20 protein-coding genes and 1 pseudogene are annotated in these 26,056 nt (G+C 46.6%); 18 read left to right on the forward strand and 3 right to left on the reverse strand.

The features are described from left to right. Position 1 precedes the first annotated feature (1 nt). The 10 genes and pseudogenes from PGN_RS04460 (at position 2) to PGN_RS04500 (ending at position 12,339) form a co-directional block, all read left to right on the forward strand. Positions 2-1,459 carry an RNA-binding domain-containing protein gene (locus PGN_RS04460; RefSeq protein WP_012457893.1) on the forward strand — a complete coding sequence of 486 codons (1,458 nt, stop codon included), beginning with the start codon at positions 2-4 and terminating at the stop codon, positions 1,457-1,459. Positions 1,460-1,612: 153 nt separating this feature from the next. Then, positions 1,613-2,515, forward strand: coding sequence for an IS982-like element IS195 family transposase (locus tag PGN_RS04465; RefSeq protein WP_012457848.1), 903 nt, complete (start codon positions 1,613-1,615; stop codon positions 2,513-2,515). Between the two features lie 245 nt (positions 2,516-2,760). Continuing rightward, a complete protein-coding gene (locus tag PGN_RS04470; protein ID WP_012457894.1) occupies positions 2,761-4,641 on the forward strand; it encodes a DUF349 domain-containing protein in 1,881 nt (626 codons plus the stop codon). A gap of 240 nt (positions 4,642-4,881) precedes the next feature. Further along, positions 4,882-5,835 (forward strand): D-2-hydroxyacid dehydrogenase, encoded by a 954-nt coding sequence (locus tag PGN_RS04475; protein ID WP_012457895.1) that lies wholly within the window; start codon positions 4,882-4,884, stop codon positions 5,833-5,835. Between the two features lie 386 nt (positions 5,836-6,221). Continuing rightward, the gene (locus PGN_RS04480; RefSeq protein WP_012457897.1) at positions 6,222-7,370 is read left to right on the forward strand and encodes an 8-amino-7-oxononanoate synthase; all 1,149 of its coding nucleotides are present in this window, start codon (positions 6,222-6,224) and stop codon (positions 7,368-7,370) included. Positions 7,371-7,375: 5 nt separating this feature from the next. Next, a complete protein-coding gene (locus PGN_RS04485; protein ID WP_230482515.1) occupies positions 7,376-7,789 on the forward strand; it encodes a hypothetical protein in 414 nt (137 codons plus the stop codon). Positions 7,790-7,895: 106 nt separating this feature from the next. Then, positions 7,896-8,060, forward strand: a pseudogene (locus PGN_RS10420) (transposase family protein); the annotation flags it as partial. A 541-nt stretch (positions 8,061-8,601) separates the two neighbouring features. Next, positions 8,602-9,972, forward strand: coding sequence for a lipase (locus PGN_RS04490; RefSeq protein WP_230847067.1), 1,371 nt, complete (start codon positions 8,602-8,604; stop codon positions 9,970-9,972). After that, the gene (locus tag PGN_RS04495) at positions 9,953-10,783 is read left to right on the forward strand and encodes an SGNH/GDSL hydrolase family protein (RefSeq protein WP_230847068.1); all 831 of its coding nucleotides are present in this window, start codon (positions 9,953-9,955) and stop codon (positions 10,781-10,783) included. Before PGN_RS04490 ends, PGN_RS04495 begins: the two co-directional genes overlap by 20 nt. A 38-nt stretch (positions 10,784-10,821) precedes the next feature. After that, complete coding sequence (locus PGN_RS04500) at positions 10,822-12,339, forward strand: MBOAT family O-acyltransferase (protein ID WP_043876323.1); 1,518 nt, start codon at positions 10,822-10,824, stop codon at positions 12,337-12,339. Positions 12,340-12,492: 153 nt separating this feature from the next. Here the strand turns inward: PGN_RS04500 and PGN_RS04505 are convergent, their stop codons facing one another. Both PGN_RS04505 and PGN_RS11865 read right to left on the reverse strand, forming a co-directional pair. Next, positions 12,493-13,395 (reverse strand): IS982-like element IS195 family transposase, encoded by a 903-nt coding sequence (locus tag PGN_RS04505; protein WP_012457902.1) that lies wholly within the window; start codon positions 13,393-13,395, stop codon positions 12,493-12,495. 137 nt (positions 13,396-13,532) lie between these two features. Beyond that, positions 13,533-13,670, reverse strand: coding sequence for a DUF1661 domain-containing protein (locus tag PGN_RS11865; protein WP_230847027.1), 138 nt, complete (start codon positions 13,668-13,670; stop codon positions 13,533-13,535). Here PGN_RS11865 and PGN_RS12355 point away from each other — a divergent pair. From PGN_RS12355 to PGN_RS04535, 7 genes are all read left to right on the forward strand, one after another. Then, a complete protein-coding gene (locus PGN_RS12355) occupies positions 13,639-13,947 on the forward strand; it encodes a DUF1661 domain-containing protein (protein ID WP_407635785.1) in 309 nt (102 codons plus the stop codon). The genes PGN_RS11865 and PGN_RS12355 overlap by 32 nt on opposite strands. Positions 13,948-14,611: 664 nt before the next feature. Beyond that, positions 14,612-15,211 (forward strand): TetR/AcrR family transcriptional regulator, encoded by a 600-nt coding sequence (locus PGN_RS04510; protein WP_005874459.1) that lies wholly within the window; start codon positions 14,612-14,614, stop codon positions 15,209-15,211. A 40-nt stretch (positions 15,212-15,251) separates the two neighbouring features. Beyond that, positions 15,252-17,657, forward strand: a complete 2,406-nt coding sequence (locus tag PGN_RS04515; RefSeq protein WP_012457904.1) for an efflux RND transporter permease subunit — start codon at positions 15,252-15,254, stop codon at positions 17,655-17,657. Between the two features lie 104 nt (positions 17,658-17,761). Continuing rightward, entirely contained in the window at positions 17,762-18,526 is a 765-nt protein-coding gene (locus PGN_RS04520; protein ID WP_043876362.1) for an outer membrane lipoprotein-sorting protein, read from the forward strand. Between the two features lie 3 nt (positions 18,527-18,529). After that, a complete protein-coding gene (locus PGN_RS04525) occupies positions 18,530-19,807 on the forward strand; it encodes a DUF1302 family protein (RefSeq protein ID WP_012457905.1) in 1,278 nt (425 codons plus the stop codon). 24 nt (positions 19,808-19,831) lie between these two features. Continuing rightward, positions 19,832-21,586, forward strand: coding sequence for an ABC transporter ATP-binding protein (locus PGN_RS04530; protein ID WP_012457906.1), 1,755 nt, complete (start codon positions 19,832-19,834; stop codon positions 21,584-21,586). A 46-nt stretch (positions 21,587-21,632) separates the two neighbouring features. After that, positions 21,633-23,339, forward strand: a complete 1,707-nt coding sequence (locus tag PGN_RS04535) for an ABC transporter ATP-binding protein (protein ID WP_012457907.1) — start codon at positions 21,633-21,635, stop codon at positions 23,337-23,339. Between the two features lie 169 nt (positions 23,340-23,508). Here the strand turns inward: PGN_RS04535 and PGN_RS04540 are convergent, their stop codons facing one another. Next, a complete protein-coding gene (locus PGN_RS04540; RefSeq protein ID WP_102981814.1) occupies positions 23,509-23,862 on the reverse strand; it encodes a hypothetical protein in 354 nt (117 codons plus the stop codon). A 273-nt stretch (positions 23,863-24,135) separates the two neighbouring features. Here PGN_RS04540 and PGN_RS04545 point away from each other — a divergent pair, with 273 nt between their 5' ends. Next, entirely contained in the window at positions 24,136-25,845 is a 1,710-nt protein-coding gene (locus tag PGN_RS04545) for a S41 family peptidase (protein WP_012457909.1), read from the forward strand. The last annotated feature ends 211 nt before the right edge of the window (positions 25,846-26,056 follow it).

The following is a 26,056-nucleotide window of genomic DNA, read 5'->3' on the forward strand; positions in this document are numbered from 1 at the left end:
TATGATAACGAAAAAGGAACTTCTGCAAATGCTTTCGGACACTGAGAGCTACAATATTGAGAGAACAGAATCGACTGGCAATATGGATAAGTTTTGTCAGGCGATATGCGCTTTTTCAAATGATATGTCGGGAAGTGGTAAGAATGGCTATCTCATTATTGGAGCCAAGGACAATGGAAAGTTGTCAGGTTTGCAGGTCGATGATAAACTTTTATTGCAGATTGCCAATATTCGGACAGATGGTAATATTCTCCCTCAGCCCATCATGACAGTGGAGAAATTCAGTTTTGGTGAGGGGGATGTATTGGTTGCAGAAGTTCAACCTTCAGAGTTTCCTCCCGTGCGTTATCGTGGTCGTGTTTGGGTGCGTGTCGGCCCTCGGAAGAGCACTGCAACAGAGGCAGAAGAAAAGATACTCACCGAAAGGCGACTCTCCAACGTTCATACTTTTGATGCTATGCCTTGTTTGGGAACGAGCATTGACGACTTGGATGTAGCTCTCATTCGTAAGGAGTTTTTGCCCAAGGCTGTGGCAGAGGATGTTCTCGGTGAAGATAAACGAGATATCACGGATCAACTTGCCTCTCTTGGCTTATATGATTTGCGTTATAACTGTCCGACTAATGGGGCTATTGTCCTGTTCGGAAAGAATCCTGAACGACACGTACATGGGGCGTATATTCAATATGTTCGCTTCAGGGGTAAGGATCGCACAGGTGATATTCTCAACGAGCATAAGTTTAGCGGTAATCTTTGTAAGGTATTGCCAAAGATTGATGCTTTTGTCGAGACAAGTATCTCACAAAAGCGTCCCATTCCCGTAAGTGTACTTCGGGAAGAAACAGTTTCCAAGTACCCATACTGGGCTACTCGAGAGTTATTGATGAATGCTATTATGCACAGGGATTACGAGGGAAACGCTCCTATTCAGTTTTATGAGTATGATGATCGCATCGAGATCCAAAACCCTGGCGGCTTATACGGCAAGGTCAGTCCCGATAATTTCCCCAATGTGAGTGATTATCGGAATCCCTTTATTGCCGAAGCAATGAAAGTCTTGGGCTATGTAAACCGATTCAGCCGTGGAGTCTATCGAGCTCAGAAGGAGTTGGAAGAAAACGGTAACGGGCAAGCCTCTTTTGATTTTTCATTGATTACAGCTTTTCGAGTAGTCGAGAACGTTTCTCAAAAGTATTTTGAAGAAGGCTTTGGGGGAGAAACATCCAAGAAACATCCAAGAAACATCCAAGAGACTACCCAAGAAACTACCCAAGAAACTACCCAAGAAAGGATTTTAGCAGCTATTCAGGCAAAGCCAGAAATTACTCAAAAGGAATTAGCTCAATCTATCGGCATTACTCTTGATGGCATTAAATATCATATTAAGAATATGACCAAATTGGGACTCATCAAGCACGAAGGCTCTACAAAGGCTGGAAAGTGGATAATAATCAAATAACGTCAGTTCGACGTAAGAAAAAGCCAATGGATTTGTTTTCTGATTAGTGGTAAACGCCCAAAGGACGTGGGCATTATGCTTGAAAAAGTAGCGAATTATTTGTATCTTAGCTGTTGATAATCAATAAGATACGAACAAACAAAACGCTACTTTATGAAGACAAATATAGTTGATGTTTTTTGCATCATAGATGATTTCTCCAAGCTTTTTGATGAAGCAATCAAGAAAAAGACCCTCGAAGAGGAAGACAAAAAACGCAGGAATAGAAAGTTTAAGATGTCGGACAGTGAGGTCATGACCATCCTGATCCTGTTTCATCTGTCAAGATACCGAGATTTGAAAGCTTTTTATCTTCAATACATCACCCATTCTTGTCGATCCGAGTTCCCACATCTTGTCTCTTATAATCGCTTTGTGGAGCTGCAAAGCAGGGTAGGTTTCAAGCTGATAGCATTTCTCAATATGTGTTGTTTGGGTCAATGTACAGGCATCTCTTTCATCGATTCCACCCCACTGAAGGCTTGTCATATCAAACGAGCTCATGGGCATAGGACAATGAGGGGATGGGCTCAAAAAGGCAAAAGCACCATGGGTTGGTTTTATGGATTCAAACTACATATTGTTATCAACGACAGGGGTGAAATCATCAACTATCAAATCACACCGGGCAATTGTGATGACAGAGAACCTCTGAAAGACGGAACATTCACCAAGAATCTTTTTGGCAAACTCATTGCCGATAGAGGCTACATTTCCCAAAACCTTTTTGACCGGCTCTTTGTCGATGACATCCACATGATAACCAAAATCAAAAAGAACATGAAGAACTCCCTGATGCATCTATATGACAAAGTTTTATTGAGAAAGAGAGCCTTGATCGAAACGGTCAATGATATGCTCAAAAATGTCTGTCAGATAGAGCACACGAGACATCGCAGTGTCAACAATTTTGTCACCAACCTGATCTCCGGTATCATCGCTTACAACATCCTGCCTAAAAAGCCTGAACTCAATATTGAAATCATCAGAAACCCTAACTTTCCTATTTCCGCTTAGATCGAACTGACGTAAAATATCGAGATCCAAAATCTGGCTCCACGCTTTTCAGAGAACGCTGTTTTGAATGCCTTGCCCTGAGAACACCTTCCAAATTATGGTCTGTCAATATTTTTTCTTTAATTTGGTCTTTTGAAGACGGAATCATTATCTGATAATTACCTTCCGTTGTATTGGAAAAGTACCGAATTGTATCTCTCCGGACAGGAGGTTTTCGGTGGAAGTGAACATTAAAGCAGTAACGTATGGAAAACCCTACGAACCCTCTCACGGATTCAATGGCACAGCCTGAATCCGAAGAATTGAAACCTACGACAACAGACCGGTTGCCGGAGGCTCAAAGCCTGGAAGTGGCAGATCCGACTCCTTTGGAAAACGAATCCAAATCAGCCGAAGAAAGTAAAACAAGTGTAAACGCCCGTTTGGCGGACATGACCGAGCTCGAGCTACTTGACAGCTTGGCCATATTACTCCAAGGAGAAGAGCTACCTCGCCGACAGGAAGTAGAGGCCTACAAAAGTGCTTTCTATAAGAAAAAGCAGGCTCGTACAGGAGAATCGGCCGACAGTACGACTTCGTCTATGGCCGAACCGGACTTGAACGAAGAGCGTCTGAAAGACTTGCTACAGCGTTTTCGCGAACTGAACCAAACACGAATAGAGTCGATGCAAAAGGAACGTGAGAGCAATTTGGCTCAGAAAGAAGCCCTCTTGCAACGACTGAGGGATCTTCTCGGCAGCAACGAGGAGTTCGGCAAGATCAGCCCTGTTTTTCATGAGATCCGCAAGTCATGGAAGGAGACCGGTCCCGTACCGGAAGCAAATGCTACGGATATAACCAAAGAATATAATAGTCTGGTAGAGCAGTTCTATGACCTGAAGCAGATCAATGATGAATTCCGCGCCTACGATTTCAAAAAGAATCTGGAGGCTAAGGAGGAATTGATCCATCAGGCCGAAGTGCTGACTGAGAATGCGGATGTCATCCATTCTTTCAGGGTGCTGCAAGAGCTGCATCATCAATGGCGCGAATTGGGACCGGTAGCTCGCGAACTCCGCGAAGAGGTGTGGGCGAGATTCAAGGCTGCTTCTACTGCTATCAATAAGAAGTATCAGGAACACTTCGAAAAGCAAAAGATGCGCGAGCAAGAGAATCTGGCTGCGAAAACATTGCTTTGTGAAGAAATGGAAGCGATAGATACCTCCGGTCTGAACTCGCTGGCCAAATGGGACGAGCAAACGAAGGCCGTACTAGAGATTCAGGCCAAGTGGAAGACTATAGGCTATGCTCGCAGAAGCGACAATGAGAAGATCTACGAGCGTTTCCGCGCAGCATGTGATAATTATTTCAATAAGAAAACAGCTTTCTTCAAAGGCAAACGTGAAGAGCTGACCGATAACTACAAGAAGAAGCTGGCCATGGTAGAAGAGGCGGAGAGCCTTCAGGAGAGTTCCGACTGGAAAGAAACCTCTGCTCGCTTGGCCGAACTCCAAAAGAAATGGAAAACCATCGGAGCCGTTCCTCATCGGTATAGTGATGAGATCTGGAAGCGTTTTACAACTGCATGCGATGCATTCTTCAAACGTAAAAAAGCCGAACAGGGAGATATGCGCTCCGAAGAACGCGAAAACCTGAAGAGCAAGAAAGCAATCATTGCAGAGCTTGAGACTTTGGATTCGGAAGAAGCAAGCGAGGGTATCATCGACAGGCTCAATGCTCTGGCCGGACGTTGGAATTCCATAGGCTTTGTACCGTTCAGAGAGAAGGATACTATCAACAAAGCTTACCGAAAATTGATCGATGGTCTGTACGACAAGCTGAATATCGAACGAAGCAACCGGCGCCTCGAAGGATACAATGCCTCCTTGGAACAACTGGAGGGTGGCGGCAAAGGACAGCTCTACGATGAACGTGATCGTATGACACGTATCCTCGACCGTATGCGCAACGAATTGCAGACCTATACGAACAATCTGGGTTTCCTCAATATATCCAGTAAAAGTGGGAATAGCCTGATGCGCGAAATGGAGCGCAAGAAGGAAAAGCTGGAAGAAGACATCCGTCTGATGATCGAAAAGATCAAGCTGATCGACAAGAAGGTGGAAGAGCTGAACTCTAAAGAGTAGGCTATCCCCCACTCCATCGGCAAAATAAAACCGAAGGAGAAAATAGCATTCAAGAATTGAGGCGAGCCACGAAGGTTTTATATCAGACTTTCGTGGCTCACTTCTTTTCTACTCGCTACTCATTGACAGAGTAAGAAACGCAAGGCCAAGAGATGAAAGACAGAATACAAGGCTGTTTTTTATCTCGATAGCGCAACAACCAAAAGGGCTATGCTGTTTCATTTCTAAAAGGATATACCGATGAAGATAGTAATAGCGGACAGCTATGCAGCTCTACCCGGAGATTTGGACTGGAGCGGTATCGAAGAAATGGGCGAATGCGTGTTCTACGAATATACCCGTCCGGAGGATTTGGCTCTGCGTGCTGCCGATGCTGAAATACTGCTTACCAACAAGACTCCTGTGACTGCGGCCGACATGGAAGGGATGCCCCACCTACGTTACATCGGACTGATGATTACAGGCCTTAATCTTATAGATATGGATGCTGCTCGTGAGCGTGGTATCACCATAACGAACATCCCCCACTATAGCACAGAATCAGTAGCCCAAATGGCAATCTCGCATCTGCTGCACATAACCATGCCGATCGGAGAACTTTCCCGGCAGGTGAAAGATGGTTGCTGGCAGAACGATTACGAACAAATCGCTCGCGATACTTATCAGATAGAACTGAGCGGGCTGACGATGGCTATCGTGGGACTTGGGGCAATAGGCACACGTGTAGCGGAAATGGCACGCGGATTCGGCATGAAGATTTTGGCACATACATCCAAATCTCCAATCGAGTTGCCTTCTTATATAGAAAAGGCCGATAGCCTGGAGAAGCTTTTCTCTCGGGCTGATGTGCTGAGTCTGCATTGCCCGCTCACAGCGCAAACCCAAAGGATGGTATCGGCTGATAGGCTGGCACTGATGAAACCGACAGCTATCCTGCTGAACATGTCCCGAGGAAGTCTGATCGATGAAAAAGCATTAGCCTCTGCCCTAAATGAAGGACGGCTCTATGCTGCAGGCTTGGACGTACTTGCGGAAGAACCTCCACGCATGGATCACCCTTTGCTCAAGGCGCGTAATTGTCACATCACGCCACATATGGGCTGGAATACGGATGCAGCGCGCTTGCGCCTTTCTCGGACGATCAAGGAGAATCTTCGGGCTTTCATTTCCGGTCACCCTGTCAATGTCGTTTAAGAACAGGATCCATCAAAACGATTATTTTTCCGACCAATACCTTTCGAGGAATTTGACGAATTTATCCTCGATAAATCTACGTGAGTTCGATGTAAGCGATACGGTGCCGATTCTCATATGAGCCGCCTTATCGATCAAGCTCTTATTGGGATATTGACTATGACCGATCAGAAAATGAAAGGGAAAAAGTTTGACGTCTCATCGGATGTCGAAGCTTCTCGAAGCTGAAACCTCTCAACCGAGAAATGAAATACGTTGACAAACAGCATAAATCTATAAATCAGGTCTTTCCCGTTTGTTTATATTTGTATCTCATTATCATCTGACAGCATAATCGCTCCGAATACAATACTCAGAAAATCGGAACAGACAATCAAAAAACCTGAATGAACGAAAAGTATAGGGCAGAGCTGCAAGAGCTGGAAGAAAGCGGGAGTCTCAGGCAGCTTAGGAATCTGATACACGATGGCAGCTACATCATCGAGGAGGAAAGACGAATGCTCAACCTCTCCTCGAACGATTATCTCGGACTGACTGCTCGGGAAGATCTGATAGATGAGTTTTATACCTCTATCTCTGGAGAGGATCGACTTCCGGGCAGCTGTTCCTCCCGTCTGCTCACGGGCAATAGTACGGCATATGACAGATTGGAGAGGATGATAGCGGAACGATTCGGACGCGAATCTTCTCTGATATTCAACAGCGGTTACCACCTCAACACAGGCGTTCTACCGGCTCTTGTGGATGGACGGACCTTGATCGTGGCAGACAGATTAGTTCATGCCAGCATCATAGATGGCATCCGACTCTGTGGAACGCCTTTCGAGCGATTTCGACACAATGATCCGGAGCATTTGGAGCGGATCCTCCGCAAGAATAAAGATCTATACAGCCGGATCATCATAGCAGTAGAGAGTATATATAGTATGGACGGCGATGTAGCCGATCTCCCATCTTTGGTTGGTCTCAAAAAGCTATACCCTACCGTCGAGCTATATGTGGACGAAGCTCATGCCATAGGAGTAAGGGGAAAAACCGGTTTAGGCTTGGCGGAAGAGACTGCTACCATCGGGAAAATAGACTATCTGGTCGGCACATTCGGAAAAGCATTGGCCTCTATGGGTGCCTATATAGTCTGTGACAATGCCGTACGTGAATACCTGATCAATCGAAGTCGTTCGCTTATATTCTCCACAGCTTTACCACCTGCTACGATAGGATGGACTGAACTGATATTCCGTCGGCTACCTGAGTTTGTGATGGAGAGAAAGCGGTTGGAGGATTCTGCTACGCTTTTGCGTGATGCTATCAAGAAAAAAGGCATAGAAATGCCATCATCGAGTCACATCATTCCCTATATGGTAGGCGAAAATGCTCCTTGCATTGCGTTGTCCGAACATCTTCAGGACAATGGCTTCTTCGTACTCCCGATACGACATCCGACCGTGCCACTCCATACGGCTCGCCTGCGCTTCTCTCTGACGGCAGCACTCGACACAGTAAGCATTCATAAACTGATTGATATTCTTCCCTGATGAATATGAAAAAATTTCCACTCTATGGCATAGGAGGGCGCAAAGGATGGGCATATTGGTTGCTCCTGTTCTATGGTTTGCTTTTTGTGGCTTCGCTCATAGCATCCTACATCCGCAACGAAGAACCCGTGATACCGGCATTTGCTTTTTACATTCCTGCACTCATCCTGTGGGCTTGTATGCCGGTGGCAGTAGTCATTGATGAAGAAAACGGGCGACTGCGTTGGATAGTCGGCTTTGGACGAATACTCACTGGAGGAAAACCTCTGACGGAGTATGTCCGAGCCGAATGTGATGAAACCCACACTCGAAGAGTAAAACTACTCTCCATGAAAACCCATACTTTTGTCGAGCTTTACCAGCCGGAGGCATTCTGTGAGGAAATGAACAGGGCCATCAAAAACAATAAACAAGACTGAAAAATGACAAACCAGAAAAAATTCTACGTGCCAGCGTTCTATAAATTTTATAGTCGTTGAATGAGCCGTCAGTCATGTATTCAGTCACTATTTGGAAGACCTCTTTATGGTCTCGGGCCCACGGATAGAGAGCAAAGAAGTTTATCCTCTTGACTTTTTATTCCTGATCGTTTTCCTCTCTACGCTCTCAGGTGATACCTCTTGGTACGAGATTGAAGATTATGCAGAGGAATACGAAGAAGTGTTGAAAAGCCGGTACGAAACACTTACGATCGTAGGCGTACGATGCCTTCCTGCACGATGCAGGAGACCGGCGTAGGCGTACGGTGCTCATTGCAACATGCTAATTACCAGTACATTATGGCCAATTAAGGTGAAATGAAAATAATCTTGGAAGTTTTCCCTGTTTTGCGTCTTCAAAATTCGTTTCCCCCCCTTGTTTGGGAAGATCAGGACTCATTTCTTATAATAGAAAAACACCCGTGATTGTAATTTCCAATAGTAAGAGCAACACAGACTACAGAAAATTCCCCGAAGAGGCCGGCCCCTTCGGCAGGGGGCTATCGTATTTGAAAGGTTGTACTCCGTATCCTTGGTCTCTTCCTTCTACAATTAGGATCTCTAACACATTAATTCGTGTTTATTCCGGACGGAGCATGTGTGTTAATACTTCAAATGCGATTGCCCTGCCGTTTCAGGAAGGTTAATACAAGTTACTTGTGTAACGTTTATCTTTGCGCACAATTTTTGATTCTTCTACAAAGAAGAGAAATCCGACACAAGATTATTCTATGGAAGGCCCGCGTAATCAAATGGCTCGTTTTTGGTTGTTGCTTGCTGCAACGGCAATTCTTTTGGGTGCTTTATTCTATCTGCCCGAGCAGATAGGGAGCTGGCAACTCAAGCCTGTGGATTTGCTGAGCGATGTGCGACAGGCAGAAACCGATTCCACTGCGATCCTTATTGCCCTGCAGCCGACTCTTCCCTCTAGGAATGCAGATAATAAAACAAAATCCAATAAGCGCAGAAGTGCTATTTATAGCCAATTGCTTGAGCAAAATGCAGTATCTGATTCGACCTTTATCCCTATAGAGGATTTTAGCTCTACGCGTACGGCACTCAAGCGTTTCTATACGAGTATAGCCGAGCGGTCAACTCTCGGCAGGCCCATTCGGATAGCCGTATTGGGTGATTCCTTCATCGAAGGCGATATTTTCACCGATGCTCTTCGTGCTGCTTTGCAGAAGCGTTTCGGCGGCAACGGAGTAGGATGGATGCCTATTACCTCCGAGGTCGCAGGCTTTAGGGGGAGTATTCGTCATGAGTTCAGACTGTGGGAAGATCATGCCATGCTCCATTCCAAGAAAGGTCATTATCCCTTTACCGGCCATTTCTATCGCCCTAAGCAGGGAGCATGGGTGCATTATACGATGCCCACAGGAGAGCCGAACTTCGGCCATGCGATACTGTATTATCAAGCTGCGAACGAGGCCTCGGTTCGCATAGAGACCCCGGATACGACGCTCACTGTCGTTCTTCCTCCGACGCAAACAGTGGGGCAATACACTTTGAGCAGCGATCCGCAGCGAAGTATCAAATGCAGTTTTCTTTCGGGGGGACAAGATTTTGTATCTTTCGGCGTTGCTTTGGAGGATGTTCAAGGTATTTCGGTCGATAATATGTCCATTCGTGGCAATTCGGGCATTCTTCTCAAATCCATCGATCGGGAAGTAAGCCATGCCTTTGCCTCTTTGCGGAATTATGATCTGATAATCCTGCAATACGGACTCAATGTCGCATCGAATAAGCAAAAAGACTATAGCAATTATGCCAAGCAAATGGGGGGTGTGATCGAAACCCTCCGCAACATTTGTCCCGATTCCGATATTCTACTGATGAGCGTGTCCGACAGGGCACAGCGCACAGCAAACGGAATACGGACGATGGCCGGCATTATTGCTCTTCATGCTGCGCAGCATGCTCTTGCCCAACAGCATGGTATCGCCTTTTGGAGTACGCTTAGGGCTATGCATGCCCTCGGAGGGATCTCCAGAATGGCTGATAAGGGCTGGGCGGCCAGAGATTATACGCATTTGGCGCACCGAGGTGGACGGGAGCTGGCCAAGAAAATGATTGAAGCCATTGATTTTGAAAAAAAGTATTATGATGCCATTCGCGAATAGATTCATGCTATTGCTGCTCTGCCTTACCACAGCTTTCGGGCTGTCGTTCGGACAGTCCTCGCTTTGGTACGAGCCGGAAGGATATCTCGACCAGGTATGGCAGCACATTAGAGTAGTCGATTCGAACAAGAAGACGGTTACGATCCTCCATCTCGGCGATAGCCATTTGAGCGGGGGATACTTTACCCGATCCATGTCAGCCAAGTTGGCTGCCCAATACGGTGATAAAGTTCGCTTCGAGCGTATCGGCGTACCCGGCGCCAGTTATTCCACTTTCTCCCAAGACAAGTATATGCAGCGGATCAAAGCCGTAGAACCCGATCTCGTCATTATCTCTCTGGGAACGAACGATTCGTATTGTTTTAAGTTCTCAGAAACAGAAATGTGGGGAAATATGGAGACTTTTTTCGGCATGCTGCGGCAGACATTGGAGGATGTCCCATTCGTCCTGACTACTCCGCCCCCTTCTTACCTTCGCCGGTCAGTGAAAGTAGCAGGCAAAAACCGCAAAGGAAGCAAACGGCGTAAAAATCGTTATAGAACCACTTACCACTTCAACGACAATACGGAAAAGGCATCCCGCCTGATACGATCATATACGGTGGAACATGGCATGGCTTGTTTTGACCTCTCTGCGGCTATGGGGGGAGAGGCAGAAACCCGACAATGGCTGCGTAGCGGGCTGATGCATACCGATCATATACATTATACGGTGGGTGGATATACCCGTCATGGAGGACTGGTGGCCGATGCCTTACTCGGCTCTATTGTCCGTGGCAAAGTGGATAGGAGCGACCAGTCCAAACTCTAAAATAAAGACAGTCCAAGACCGTGCACTTTTTCGATTCGATGGATATATCCCGCCTGTGGGATACATTACAGTATGATGCTTCTGCCCCCATGATTTTTTCGAGTGGGACGTTCTTCATCCTCTTTCTTTTGTTCCTTCCGCTATACATCCTGCTACGCCGGCAAACCGGACTGCGTATTGTATACGTATCTCTCTTTTCTCTTTATTTCTATTATAAGAGCAGCGGTCTTTTCGTCCTGCTTCTTTTGGCTGCTGCTACGAGCGACTTCCTCATCGGTCGGCTTTTGTCCCGTCAGCAGATCCAAGTACGGCGCAAGCTCCTTGTGGCACTCAGTATGTGCATCAATTTGGGAGTATTGTCCTATTTCAAATACTTCAATTTCCTCGGTGAGATACTTTTCTCTCTCATTCAGGAAATCGGTCTCGTGACCAATCGCCCGGAGTGGATCATGACCGATTGGGAGCATTGGGACATTATACTGCCTGTGGGGATCTCGTTCTATACTTTTCAGACGATGAGTTACATTATCGACATTTATCGAGGTCAGGTGCAGCCCCTAAAACGTTGGATAGATTACGTCTTCTATGTCTCTTTCTTTCCCCAGCTGGTAGCCGGCCCCATCGTCCGCGCCCGAGATTTCATTCCGCAGATATACCGCCGTCCGGTGTTGGAAGGGAGGGAATATGCCGAAGCCCTGATGTTGATAATGGGAGGTCTCTTCAAGAAAGCGATCATATCGGACTATATCAGCCTGAACTTTGTGGATCGCGTGTTCGATGCTCCAACGCTTTACACCGGATTGGAGAACCTTATGGGGGTGTATGGCTACGCCCTACAGATCTATTGCGACTTCTCCGGTTATTCCGACATGGCTATCGGTATAGCTCTGGTGCTCGGCTTCCGCTTCAATATCAATTTCGATTCACCTTATCAGTCGGCCAATATCACCGAGTTCTGGCGCAGGTGGCATATCTCTCTTTCATCATGGCTCAGGGATTACCTGTATATACCGTTGGGGGGGAATAGGAAAGGGAAAATCCGCACCTATATCAATCTTCTGCTGACGATGCTCCTCGGTGGCCTTTGGCATGGTGCCGCCTTGCGATTTATTTTGTGGGGTGCAATTCATGGAGTGGCACTGGCCGTACACAAACTCTGGTGCGAGATCTTTCCGTCGAATCGGGCTATGTCCTCGGATATGCCTTTTTGGCGCAGATGGCTCGGACGGATCATTACTTTCCATCTCGTCTGTTTTGGTTGGATCTTCTTCCGATCCGATTCGATGGCGGTGGCCGGACAGGTTCTTGGACAAATATTCAACAACTTCCATCCCGAAGTTTTCTTCCAATTCATTGCCGGCTACAAGGGCGTTGTCGTACTGATGGTCACAGGTTACCTGTTGCATTTTGTCGGTAAGGGTAAGCGAAACAAGGCGCAATCCATGCTTGAGCGTGCTCCGTTCGTCTTGCAAACTCTGATGCTCGTTCTCCTGATCTTCACCATCATTCAGGTACGCAGCTCGGAAATACAGCCCTTCATATATTTCCAGTTCTAAATATCCTTACTGCGGTCTCCTTTCATCTAAGTGAACGATAAGGATATGCCTGTTGGGACTCTATAAGTTCGGCAATCTTCCAAAATGAGACTGTTGCATGGGATTTTCATTGAACTCTTTTGCTGCAGAGCTGATTCTTAACGTCAGTTCGATCTAAGCACAAATAGGAAAGTTTGGGTTTCTGATGATTTCAATATTGAGTTCAGGCTTTTTAGGCAGGATGTTGTAAGCGATGATACCGGAGATCAGGTTGGTGACAAAATTGTTGACACTGCGATGTCTCGTGTGCTCTATCTGACAGACATTTTTGAGCATATCATTGACTGTTTCGATCAGGGCTCTCTTTCTCAATAAAACTTTGTCATATAGATGCATCAGGGAGTTCTTCATGTTCTTTTTGATTTTGGTTATCATGTGGATGTCATCGACAAAGAGCCGGTCAAAAAGGTTTTGGGAAATGTAGCCTCTATCGGCAATGAGTTTGCCAAAAAGATTCTTGGTGAATGTTCCGTCTTTCAGAGGTTCTCTGTCATCACAATTGCCCGGTGTGATTTGATAGTTGATGATTTCACCCCTGTCGTTGATAACAATATGTAGCTTGAATCCATAAAACCAACCCATGGTGCTTTTGCCTTTTTGAGCCCATCCCCTCATTGTCCTATGCCCATGAGCTCGTTTGATATGACAAGCCTTCAATGGGGTGGAATCGATGAAAGAGATGCCTGTACATTGACCCAAACAACACATATTGAGAAATGCTATCAGCTTGAAACCTACCCTGCTTTGCAGCTCCACAAAGCGATTATAAGAGACAAGATGTGGGAACTCGGATCGACACGAGTGGGTGATGTATTGAAGATAAAAAGCTTTCAAATCTCGGTATCTTGACAGATGAAACAGGATCAGGATGGTCATGACCTCACTGTCCGACATCTTAAACTTTCTATTCCTGCGTTTTTTGTCTTCCTCTTCGAGGGTCTTTTTCTTGATTGTTTCATCAAAAAGCTTGGAGAAATCATCTATGATGCAAAAAACATCAACTATATTTGTCTTCATAAAGTAGCGTTTTGTTTGTTCGTATCTTATTGATTATCAACTGCTAAGATACAAATAATTCGCTACTTTTTCAAGCATAATGCCCACGTTCTTTGGGCGTTTACCACTAATCAGAAAACAAATCCATTGGCGTTTTCTTACGTCGAACTGACGTTGTAAGCAGATTCCTCACGAATTTGGTTCCGGAATTGGCCGGAATGCGGTTCGAGTTTTCTGAGATTCACGAGCGAGAATTTTTCCGTTGTGGCGCGTAAAATTTTTACTTCCCGAACCAAAACGAAAAAATTCCCGAGCCACGTTTTTCCAAACGCTAAACCGCCATTTTTACGAACTGACGTGTACGGAATCGGAGAGGTCAAAAAAAACAGTAATCATGTCGAAACATTTGACCGATTCCGAGCGTCTTCACATTGTGGAAGAATACCTCGGCAGCCCCGGAGCAAGTATGCCATCGAGAAGAAGTACAACATCGCCCAGGGGCTTATTAGAGACCATTGTACGGCATTTTTGCGATATGACCATTGGTCTTTTCTTAACGTGAGTTCGATATAAAGAAATGGCACAACACATTGGTTATTAGTGTGTTTTATTTTCCACACAGTGTTTTTCAGGCACTTATATTGCTTTCAGATGGCTTTTTATCTACATCTGAAACCCAATGACTTAGAAGCCGCCCCTTCTTCCCGATCATTATGCAGCCGGAGAATCACAAAAGAGTATGATTTACAGCTACTTGTTATTTTTATGGTATGTTCGCTTAGATCGAACTGGCGTTATTTTATAGGACTTTCATTGAAGTCTTTTGCCGCAGAGCTGATTCTTAAGTGTTTTTCAGATTACTTGAGGTTTGCAGAGAGACCGCATGAAGCTCTCCTTTCTTCGTCAAATCAATGCTTGTGTCTGTCTTGATCGATATGAGAGAGGGGGGAGGTTATTGTGCAACAGTCTCAAAATGTGAAGACGCTCGGAATCGGTCAAATGTTTCGACACGATTACTGATTTTTTGACCTTTCTGAGTATCAACTTTTTTCCCGTACACATCAGAAATGATTGGTGTACAGATCGGTATGAACAGCCGTTTTGCCGATTTGTTGTTAGCTTTCAGCCGCTTTCATGCTCGATTTTACCTAAAAAACGGGATTGTGAACACTGTTCAGGCTTTGTTCCTTTGTCATGTACCAATAATGAGATCAAATTGACGAGGACAAAAAACGAGATGGATGCTCGTGCCAGAATCTTGCGAGCTGCACGAGAGGAATTTATGGTCAATGGTTTCCGAGATGCTTCTCTCCGAACCATCGCTCGCGAATCGGGAGTAGCCGTGAGCAATATATACAACTACTTCGAGCACAAGGACAGCCTCTTCAGGGCTGTGCTTCAACCTCTCTTGGATGAATTCGGGCGGATAATGGAAGGTCACAACAGTGAGCACAATATGGACGTCTATATGCTCATGCCTGAAAAGTTCCGCGAAGAGACGACAAAGGAGTTCATGCAGTTTGCCCGGCAGTTTCGGGCTGAGCTGAAGCTCCTGCTCTTGCAGTCCGGGGGCTCGTCGTTGGAGCACTTCAAGGATCAGGTCATCAGCAGACAAATACGATCCGGCGAAAACTATCTGCAGCTCTTCAAAGAAAAATACCCACATGCCAACACCGAGGTAAGCCCCTTCTTTATCCGATTGGGGGCCGCGTGGTGGGTCAATGTTTTCATCGAGATAATAACAAATGAGATTCATACCGAGGAGGAGATAAATCAAGGTCTGTCCGAATATATCGCTTTCGGTACGGCCGGCTGGCGAGCACTGATGCAGATATGACTATAATACGGAATACAGAAAACACAAACGAGACAAAGCAATGAAAATAGAACGCATTAACAGGTGGTTTCGCCATCGTGGCGAATGGATTATCCGCAAGCGTTGGATTGTATTGGGAGGTTTTTTCTTTTTTCTCCTTCTTGGATTCAATGGATTGCGTTTCCTTAGTATCAAAACCTCTTGGGAGGACTATTTTCTCGAGGACGATCCTATGATCATCAAGACGGAGGAGTTCAAATCCGTTTTCGGCAATGATAACTATGCTGCTGTATTGACCGACTGTGACAATACCTTCACGAAAGAAAATCTGGAGCTGATCCGTCGTCTTTCCAACGAGATGCTCGACAGTATTTCCTATGCCGAAAAGATTACTTCACTTACGGACATAGAGTTTATGATCGGAAATGAGGAGGGGATGGCCATCGAGCAGATCGTACCGGAAGAGATTCCTTCCGATTCAGCCGGATTGGCGGAGATCCGGCGCAAGGCTTTTCTCAAACCTTATATCGCCGATCGTCTGGTGTCCAAGGATGGTACCCTTACATGGATACTCTTGAAGCTGAATCCCTTCCCGAGCGATTCTGTTTGGAACAAAGGGAAAGGTGCCGTTGCTCCTGAAATGGTGGTAGGACGCGAATTGGAAAACATCATCCGTAAGCCGGAGTATGCCGCACTGCATCCCAAAGGAGCCGGTATGCCCTATATGACGGATCGGAAGATAGCTTGGGTAAACAGAGAGTTACCCATGGTGATGGGCATTGCCATTTTGTTGGCCATTATTGTGCTGGCAATATCAACCCGTTCTTTCCGCGGTGTGGTGGTACCCATCGTCACGGCATTGTCCTCTATCGTCATGGCATATGGCCTGACGGGATATTTTCGATTGGGTATCGACAGTGGTATGATGATGATACCGATGCTCTTGGCCTTTGCTGTAGCCGTGGCGTACAATATCCATATTCATTCCTACTTCCGACGGCAGATGATGATACACGGCAAGCGCAAACAGGCTGCGGTGGAGACCATTGAGGAGACCGGTTGGCCGGTGCTATTCAGTGCTCTCACCACTTTTGTTGCTTTGCTTTCTTTTCTGGCTATTCCCGTCGTACCGATGCACTTTATCGGTATCGCCACTTCTGCCAGTGTCCTCTTCTCCTTTATGATCGCCATTACGGTGATGCCGACTACCTTGAGTTTCGGCAAAGACCATCAGCCGAAAGCATCAGTGCGAAAAGAAGGAAAGCATCGGCTGGATCGATGGCTCGAAGCCTTCGGTGCCTGGGTGTTGGATCATGAGAAGTCCGTCTGGGGTGCTTTTATCCTTATGACAGTGGTGATGATCTTTGGATTCTTGAAAATGGAGACGGCATTCGACATTGAAAGAACAATGGGGCGACGGATAGAATACGTCAGCAATATCCTTGCCGTGAGCGAAAGCGAATTGGGTTCTCTTTATTCCTATGATATTATGATCGATTTGGGAGAGGAGGGAAAGGCCAAGACCCCCGAAGCACTTCGTGCTCTCGACAGCATCGCTCGCCATGCAGAGGCATATTCCCTTACCAAGCGTACCACTTCGATATTGAATATCCTCAAGGATCTGAACCAGACCTTGCACGATGGGGATCAGGCATACTATAGCATTCCCGGCGATGCGGAGGAGGTGGCACAGCAGCTCCTCCTATATGAGAATGCAGGGGGGAGTGAGGCCGAAAGCTGGATAGACTACGAATACAGACGGCTGCGCCTGAAAGTGGAAATGACCTCTTACAATTCGGGTGAGGCCGAGTGGGAATTGCAGGATATTACCGATTATGCCCGTAAGCTTTTCCCCGAAGCAGAGATTACACCGGTGGGCAGTCTGCCACAGTTCACCACGATGATGCAGTATGTGGTGCGTGGACAGATTTCCTCTTTCCTCCTTTCTCTGCTTGTCATCGGACTGCTGATGATGGTCGTTTTCGGTAGTGTTCGTGTAGGGCTGATAGGCCTTATCCCTAATATCATGCCTGCCATTGTAGTGGGAGGTCTGATGGGTATTCTGGACTATCCGCTCGATATGATGACTGCTACGATCATGCCTATGATATTGGGTTTGGCTGTGGATGATACCATTCACTTCTTCAATCATGGGCACTTGGAGTTCGACCGCCAGCGTAATTACCGTGGAGCCGTCCTCAAGTCGTTCCGGATCGTTGGGACACCTATCGTGCTCACGAGTCTGATCGTCTCGGCCAACTTTGCTGCTTACACCATTTCCAAGGGGCACTCTTTCGTACACATGGGTATTCTCTCGGTTGCAGGGATGTTCACAGCCCTTTTGGCAGACCTCTGCATCACGCCACTCCTGTTCCGACGATTCCGAATATTCGGGAAAGAAGATTTTGCCGTATCGGTTTCAAAAAAGACGGCAGACCAATCTCTCCCGAACACGGTTACCGATTAGGCATATGCCTGTACATTTTTGCCTTCCTGAAAGATGGGGAAGACTAAATATAGAACAGCTAACAAAAACAGAAAACGATGAAACGATTGGCAAAGACCACCCTCATGACAGCCATGGTAGCAATGGTCTCTTTCAGCATCTACGCCCAGACAGGGCGCGACATAGCACAGCGCGTAAAAGACCGCCCCGACGGTGATACGCGTCGCTCCGAACTCACTATGAAGCTCATCAACAAACGAGGAGCCGTACGTGAGCGCAAACTCATTTCTTACTCCATTGACATGGGTAAGGATAAGAAAGACAAGAAGACTATTATGTTTTTCCTCTATCCGGGCGATGTCAAAGGCACCGGTTTCCTCACATGGGATTATGATCAGATCGGTAAGGATGATGACAAATGGCTCTACCTGCCTGCTATGAAGAAGACCCGTCGCATCAGTGGAGCATCGGCCAAGAAAGACTACTTCATGGGCAGCGACTTCACCTATGATGACATGGGCAGCCGCAATGTGGACGAGGATACGCACAAGCTCCTCGGTGAAGAGACTTTCGATGGGCATAAATGCTGGAAGCTGGAGTCTACCTCCAAAGATCAGCGCGATGTCTTTTCCAAGAAAATCGCTTGGATCAGGCAGGACTGCCTGATACCTGTCAGAGTGGAATACTATGACAGGATGAACCGCTTGCATCGTCTTTTGGAGCTGTCCGATATTGCCCAAATAGATGGCTTCTGGATGGCGCAAAAGATGAATATGTCCAATGTGCAGACGGGGCATCGAACTGTACTGGAGATTAAGAAACCGGAGTTTAACCGTCCGATCGACGAATCGAAGTTCACTGTTACTTCTCTCGAGAAAGGCTCTCTCTAAACTATGGAAGTGAAGAAAAACACAGTGGTGCTACGCCTTCTGATTTGGTTCGTGGCCATTCTTCTCTTCCACTCCTCACGGCTGTGGGGACAGGAAGGGGAGGGGAGTGCCCGATACGGATTCAAAGGATTCGTGGATACCTACCATGCCGTGCGCAGCTCTTCTCCTTTTGATTTCATGAGCTCGCGTACGAGAGTGAGAGGTGAGCTGGAGAGGTCGTTCGGTAATTCGAAAGTAGCCGTATCGGTCAATGCCACCTACAATGCTCTACTGAAAGACGAGACCGGCTTACGTTTACGTGAAGCCTTCTTCGAGCATCAGGAAGAGCATTGGGGGTTGCGCCTCGGACGACAGATTGTCATTTGGGGGGCTGCCGACGGTGTGCGCATCACGGATCTGATCTCCCCGATGGATATGACCGAGTTTCTGGCACAGGATTACGATGATATTCGTATGCCGGTCAATGCATTGCGTTTCTCTGTCTTCAACGAATCGATGAAAGTGGAAGTCGTGGTACTGCCTGTATTCGAGGGGTACCGTCTGCCTGTGGATCCTCGCAATCCTTGGAATATCTTCTCCCTTTCCCCCATTGCTCAGGGGATGAATATCGTCTGGAAAGAAGAAGCCGGCAAACCGGCCTTCAAGGTTGCCAATATCGAGTACGGTGCGCGATGGAGCACTACGCTCTCCGGTATCGACTTCGCTTTGGCTGCATTGCATACATGGAACAAGATGCCCGTCATCGAAGTACAGGGCATTGCGCCGACGGAAATCATCGTTAGCCCTCGCTATTATCGTATGGGATTTGTCGGCGGCGACCTCTCCGTACCCGTCGGACAGTTTGTTTTCAGGGGAGAGGCTGCATTCAATATCGACAAACACTTCACCTATAAGAGTCATGCCAAGCAAGAGGGTTTCCAAACAATTAATTGGTTGGTTGGAGCCGATTGGTATGCTCCCGGTGAATGGATGATCTCAGGACAATTCTCAATGGAAAGCATATTCAGGTATAGGGATTTCATCTCCCAAAGACAACATTCTACCCTGATTACTCTCAATGTTTCCAAGAAATTCTTCGGCAGTACACTCCAGCTTTCGGACTTCACCTACTACGACCTTACGGGCAAAGGATGGTTCAGTCGCTTTGCAGCTGACTATGCCCTGAACGATCAGATACATCTGATGGCCGGATATGACTGGTTCAGTAGTAAGGGCAGCGGTATATTCGATCGCTACAAAGACAATTCCGAACTCTGGTTCAAAGCCCGCTACAGCTTTTAATAACAACAGAAACAACCAATACAAATGAACGACACAATCAACAAAATCAAAGCCTATATGGGCAATCGAGCCATTCTCTTGCCCGTTTCATTAGTGCTTTCGGGTCTCAACGGGCTTGTCTCCTTAGTCCCGTTCGTCTTGATATGGCTGATCGTGCGTACGCTCCTTGGAGGAGAGGGTGCTATCGAGGATAATCGGGTATTTGTGTATGCCTGGTGGGCAGTCGGCATAGCCGCATTCGGTGTCCTGACTTATTTCCTCTCCCTTTCCCTTTCACATCTTGCTGCTTTCAGGGTAGAGGTCAATATGCGTCGGGAAGCTATGCACCGCGTAGTGCGTATGCCATTGGGTTACTTCGACAAACGCCTGAGCGGAAAGATGCGCAAAGTCATCGATGAGGACTCATCGCAGACGCACACTTTCATAGCCCATATCTTGCCCGATGTTATAGGCAGTATGATGGCTCCGGTCGGGGTGCTGGTGCTTATCTTCATATTCGATTGGCGGTTGGGTATTGCCTGCCTGCTCCCGATTGCTTTTGCTGTGGGAGCCATGTCTTTTATGTTGAACCCGAAGCAAAATAAGTTCCAACGCCGGTATCTCGATGCACAGGAGAAGATGAGCAGTGAGGCCGTAGAGTATGTGCGTGGCATACCGGTAGTGAAAGTCTTCCAGCAGAGCGTTTATTCCTTCAAACGTTTCTACCAAAGTATTATCGAGTATAAGAAATTGGTGACGGAATATACTTTGGGTTGGCAGAAGCCAATGGCTTTCTATGTCATGTTTACCAATAGTTTTGCTTTTTTCCTCGTGCCTGTAGCTATTTGGCTTATAGGCCGAACAGGCAATACGGTCGATATTATAGCCGATATGTTTCTGTATCTGCTGATTACACCCGTTTTTACGACCAATATCATGAAGATGGCCTCCCTTAGTCAGAACCTCTTTTTACTTAATGAAGCAGTAACCAGACTGGAGAATCTGACCGGAGAGGAGCCACTTGCCACACTTGAAAGACCGCAGACTCCCGTCACGAATGAAGTCTCCTTCGATCATGTTACCTTTCGCTATACCGGTGCAGTACAGGATGCCGTCAGTGATATTGACTTCTCCATCCCTCCAGGGCAAACCTATGCGCTGGTCGGAACTTCCGGAGGGGGTAAGACCACTATAGCCCGACTCATACCTCGCTTTTGGGACGCTACCCAAGGCCATATACGTATCGGTGGAGTAGATGTAAGGGATATGGCAAAAGAAGAGCTGATGGACAGGATTTCTTTCGTCTTTCAGAATGCCAAACTCTTCAGAACCACCATTCGTGAGAATATTACCTATGGCAGTCCGGATGCATCCGAGGATGCTTTGGCTCGTGCCATCGACCTTTCTCAAAGCCGTGAAATTATAGAGCGTTTGCCCGATGGACTGCAAACGAAGATAGGAGCCGATGGCACGTATCTCTCCGGAGGGGAGCAGCAGCGCATAGCTTTGGCTCGTGCCATACTCAAGGATGCTCCTATTGTGGTGCTCGATGAAGCCACAGCCTTTGCTGATCCCGAAAACGAGAAATTGATACAGCAGGCTTTGCACGAACTGACGAAAGGAAAGACGGTGCTGATGATTGCTCATCGACTGACGAGCGTACAGCATGTGGATCGTATCCTTGTGATAGAGAAGGGACGAATCGCAGAACAGGGTACCCACGAAGAACTCTTGACACAAGGTGGTCTTTACAAATCCATGTGGGAGGAATACCAGCGATCCGTTTCTTGGACATTATGAAAGAAGAAATACACACAATTACCTCTAATTGAAACGAAACAAACCTATGATACGATATTTCCAACACCGATTCGCTCTCTCTCGTAAGGGTGCGCAGGATCTTGCCAAAGGCATTGCATGGACTACGGTTTTGAATGTCGGATTTATGTTGCCTGCCATATTCACTTTTCTTTTCCTCGAAGACTATCTGCAAGGATCCGCCACACATGGTATTTGGTATTATATAGCCATGGGAGCGGCTTTTATGGCGGTGCTCTTCGTTATAGCTCTCTTCCAATACACAAGTCTGTACACCAAGATATATACAGAGAGTGCCAACCGCCGCATCGCCTTGGCTGAAAAACTACGTAAACTCCCATTGGCTTTCTTCGGAGAGAAGAATCTGTCCGATCTGACTTCCACGATGATGGAGGATAGTACGGTGATGGAGACTGTCTTCTCTCACAGTATACCCCAGCTCTTTGCATCGTTGGTCAGTCTCTTTTTGATCGGTATAGGGCTCTTCTGCTATAATTGGCAGCTTTCGTTGGCACTCTTTTGGGTTGTGCCTGTAGCAGCCTTAGCAATTGTCTTTTCCAAAAAGATGTTGAACAAATCATTCCGCTCGAACTACCATGTCAAACGAGAGGTCACCGAGCATATACAGGAAGGAATCGAAGAGATACAGGAGATAAAATCATATAATGGCGAAGAAGAATTTGCCGAGCGCTTCGATGCCAAACTCCATGCCTATGAGAAGAGCCTTATTCGATGTGAACTTGTTGTCGGTGCCGTCCTTAATGCTTCATATATAATCCTCAAACTGGGACTTGCCTCTGTAATCATAATAGGAGCTTATCTCTTGTCAGAAGGAACAATCGATCTATTCACTTATTTGGTCTTTCTGCTTATCGGATCGAGCATATATAATCCCATAAGTGAAGTATTCAGCAATTTGCTACTCTTGCAGTACCTCGATGTACGTATCGATCGGGTGAGAGAGATGGATGCTATGCCGATACAGGAAGGTAAAACGGACTATTCTGTCCGGAACTTCGATATTATATTCCAAAACGTAAATTTCTCCTACGAAAAGGGGAAGCAAGTACTGCGCAATGTATCGTTCACGGCCAAACAAGGGGAAGTCACAGCCCTCGTCGGTCCGTCGGGTGGAGGAAAGAGCACATCGGCCAAGTTGGCTGCACGCTTTTGGGATATAGATGGAGGAAAGATCTTTTTGGGAGGGGAAGACATTTCGCAAATCGAACCCGAAACCCTGCTACGTCATTATGCCATCGTCTTCCAAGATGTACTGCTCTTCAATGCATCGGTGGCCGATAATATCCGCATAGGTAAACCTGATGCTACAGATGAAGAGCTCAAACGTGTAGCTCGGTTGGCAAGATGCGACGAATTTGTAGATCGTCTGCCGAATGGATATGACACTTTGATCGGTGAAAATGGTGAGAACCTTTCAGGAGGTGAACGTCAGCGCATTTCTATAGCCAGAGCTTTACTCAAGGATGCTCCGATTGTGCTGCTGGATGAAGCTACGGCAAGTCTCGATGTTGAGAATGAGACACTGATACAGGCTGGTATATCCGAACTGATCAAAAACAAGACAGTCCTCATTATCGCTCATCGTATGCGCACTGTAGCCAATGCCCATAAGATTGTTGTACTCAAAGAAGGGACTGTAGCCGAATGTGGCAGTCCGGCCGAATTGATGGCCATGAACGGTGTGTTTGCTCGAATGGTGGCGGCGCAGAAGTAAGGAAACGTGAGTTCGATGTAAGCGATATGGTGCCGACTCTCATAAGATCCGCCATATCGATCAAACACTTGTTGGGATATTGACTATAACCGAATTGGAAAATGAAAGGGAAAAAGTTTGCCGTCATAAACCTAACGATTGCTACGTTCGGTTATCAAACAAGTACGAATTAATGGGGCCTTTGCACAATAAGCAGGCACTTTTGTTCATTCATTTTATTGTGTGTCAGGCGACTATTTGGTACACGCCGGATTTCCACAAGTGGAAAGCTGTCTTTCCACGGGTGGAAAATAAACTTTCCATTAGTGGAAATTTCTTTTTCCACCGGTGGAAATTTACTCCCCTTTAATGAGTGCCCCTTTGAGACATCAAACGACATGACCGGCAACAGCACTTGTGCTCCTCCAATCATCGCCTTGCTCCCCGTGTATGTACCTTGTGTGCCACGCTGTGCCGTCTGATTTACATTGCGTCCATACGAGCCGATACCACCTCCGGCTCCAATAACCCATCCGGCTACCATCGGTACACAGTAGCAGAATACCAATTAGGAGAAACTCGCTCGAATGAAGCTGCAAAACCAATTTAATGCGTCGGCCCCGGGGGCAGCCTGTCAGGGCGATCGCGTTTGAAAATTTTTAGTCTCTTTCCTCTATGATTTGAATCTCTGACATATGGATTCGCACTTGTTTGATAACCGAGCGTAGCAATCATGAGCTTTAGATGTACGTTAGTGGCTGAAATGCGATTGCCCTGATCAAAAATAGTACTACGAAAGTTTTGTACCTTAGCGCGCATGAAAAAGACCAATCTGTTTTTATCTCTGCTGGTGATCTTTATCACCGGCAGTTTTATGACTGCCTGTGCACAGAAGTCCAAGACGAACAAACTCACCGAAGAAGATCGGAGTCGCAATGAATATGTACAGTCGATGGATGTGCTTAGCAATATTATCGGTAACGTCAGGCTGTATTTCGTCGATACCATAAGTATCAAACATATGACTCGGCGTGGTATAGATGCGATGTTGGGCGGGCTTGACCCCTATACCGAATACATTCCTTACGAGGAAATGGATGAACTGAAATTGATGACTACGGGAGAGTATGCCGGAGTCGGAGCTATCATATCGCAGCGTCCGGATAGTGCTGTGATTATCCAGAGACCTATGGAAGGTATGCCCGCAGACGAAGCAGGATTGATAGCAGGCGACCGCATCCTGACTATCGATGGGAAAGACTTCCGTAAATCCACCACACCGAAAGTAAGCCAAGCACTGAAAGGGATAGCCGGTACTGTTGCAAAGGTGACAGTAATGCGCTACGGCGAAACCAAACCTCGTACTTTTTCCGTGAAACGTCAAAAAGTGATTATGAATTCCGTCACTTACAGCGGAATGCTCGATGGCTCGATAGGATATATCCGCTTGAACAACTTTACGGACAAAAGTGCAGAAGAGGTGCGCACGGCCTTGTTGGATCTTCGTGACAAACAAGGAGCGAAAGGTCTCATTTTGGATTTAAGAGGCAATGGTGGCGGACTGATGCAGGCTGCTATCGAGATAGTCAATCTGTTCGTCCCTAAGGGCAAAGAGGTGGTAACGACCAAAGGTCGCATTGCAGAGTCGGCATCCGTATTCCGCACATTGACTGAACCGATCGACACGAAACTCCCGATAGTAGTCCTGATCGATGGACAATCGGCATCTTCCTCGGAGATTGTAGCCGGAGCACTGCAGGATATGGACAGGGCTGTACTGATGGGACAAAAGAGCTATGGCAAAGGGCTTGTACAAACGACTCGTCAGCTACCATACAACGGTGTGATCAAATTGACTACGGCCAAGTACTACATCCCAAGCGGACGTTGTATCCAGCGTTTGGACTACAGCCGCACCAATCGGACAGGTATGGCAACGGCCATTCCTGACAGTCTGCACAAAATCTTTTACACTGCTGCCGGAAGACGTGTAGAAGATGCAGGAGGAATCCTGCCTGACATCGAGATCAAACAAGATACAGCTGCGACATTACTTTATTATATGGCCATCAATAATGACGTTTTCGATTTCGTCACAGGTTATGTGCTCAAGCATAAAACGATTGCCAAGCCGGAGGATTTTTCCATAACGAACGAGGACTATGCAGCTTTCTGCAAGATGATGGAAGAAAAGAAATTTGACTATGATCGCCAGAGTGGCAAGATGCTTGACAAACTGGAGGAACTGGCTAAGATAGAAGGCTACTTGCCGGAAGCCAACTCGGAGCTTAAAGCACTACGCGAAAAGCTAAAACCCAACCTGTCGCGTGACCTGCTACGATTCAAAAAGGAGATAACAAACCATCTCAACAATGAGATTGTCACTCGCTATTATTATGAGCGAGGCAGTATCCGCCAGAGTTTGCCGGAAGATAAGGTAGTCAAAGAAGCTATTAAGCTGCTGAAGGACCATCCGGAGCAAATTCGACAGATCCTTGCAGCTCCGAAAGCAGAGAATAAAGGGTAAGTCAAAAAAAAGTATTCCAGAATAGAACTCCGAACGTTTTGCACAAAACCGACGGAGTTCGTTCGTTTGTAATTGTCCAGCTCCCCTTTCAAGCTTTCCTGAAAAATGAGTTCTATCCCCTTTTCTCCAATGCGATGGCCAATTTGTAGAGTGGGTGCAATTGGTTCAGCATATCTGATAGACTGCTGAATAATGAAGGGGTATGATGGGG

Origin of the sequence: Porphyromonas gingivalis ATCC 33277 (assembly GCF_000010505.1) — a bacterium.
Lineage (GTDB): Bacteria > Bacteroidota > Bacteroidia > Bacteroidales > Porphyromonadaceae > Porphyromonas > Porphyromonas gingivalis.

Coding starts and splice junctions, on each gene's coding strand:
- PGN_RS04520 (WP_043876362.1), top strand. CDS start 17,762: ATGACAGCCATGGTAGCAATGGTCTCTTTCAGCATCTACGCCCAGACA.
- PGN_RS04495 (WP_230847068.1), top strand. CDS start 9,953: ATGATGCCATTCGCGAATAGATTCATGCTATTGCTGCTCTGCCTTACC.
- PGN_RS04485 (WP_230482515.1), top strand. CDS start 7,376: ATGAAAAAATTTCCACTCTATGGCATAGGAGGGCGCAAAGGATGGGCA.
- PGN_RS04475 (WP_012457895.1), top strand. CDS start 4,882: ATGAAGATAGTAATAGCGGACAGCTATGCAGCTCTACCCGGAGATTTG.
- PGN_RS04540 (WP_102981814.1), bottom strand. CDS start 23,862: ATGGTAGCCGGATGGGTTATTGGAGCCGGAGGTGGTATCGGCTCGTAT.
- PGN_RS04505 (WP_012457902.1), bottom strand. CDS start 13,395: ATGAAGACAAATATAGTTGATGTTTTTTGCATCATAGATGATTTCTCC.
- PGN_RS04465 (WP_012457848.1), top strand. CDS start 1,613: ATGAAGACAAATATAGTTGATGTTTTTTGCATCATAGATGATTTCTCC.
- PGN_RS04500 (WP_043876323.1), top strand. CDS start 10,822: ATGGATATATCCCGCCTGTGGGATACATTACAGTATGATGCTTCTGCC.
- PGN_RS04480 (WP_012457897.1), top strand. CDS start 6,222: ATGAACGAAAAGTATAGGGCAGAGCTGCAAGAGCTGGAAGAAAGCGGG.
- PGN_RS04530 (WP_012457906.1), top strand. CDS start 19,832: ATGAACGACACAATCAACAAAATCAAAGCCTATATGGGCAATCGAGCC.
- PGN_RS04545 (WP_012457909.1), top strand. CDS start 24,136: ATGAAAAAGACCAATCTGTTTTTATCTCTGCTGGTGATCTTTATCACC.
- PGN_RS04490 (WP_230847067.1), top strand. CDS start 8,602: ATGGCTCGTTTTTGGTTGTTGCTTGCTGCAACGGCAATTCTTTTGGGT.
- PGN_RS04535 (WP_012457907.1), top strand. CDS start 21,633: ATGATACGATATTTCCAACACCGATTCGCTCTCTCTCGTAAGGGTGCG.
- PGN_RS04460 (WP_012457893.1), top strand. CDS start 2: ATGATAACGAAAAAGGAACTTCTGCAAATGCTTTCGGACACTGAGAGC.
- PGN_RS04510 (WP_005874459.1), top strand. CDS start 14,612: ATGGATGCTCGTGCCAGAATCTTGCGAGCTGCACGAGAGGAATTTATG.
- PGN_RS04525 (WP_012457905.1), top strand. CDS start 18,530: ATGGAAGTGAAGAAAAACACAGTGGTGCTACGCCTTCTGATTTGGTTC.
- PGN_RS04470 (WP_012457894.1), top strand. CDS start 2,761: ATGGAAAACCCTACGAACCCTCTCACGGATTCAATGGCACAGCCTGAA.
- PGN_RS04515 (WP_012457904.1), top strand. CDS start 15,252: ATGAAAATAGAACGCATTAACAGGTGGTTTCGCCATCGTGGCGAATGG.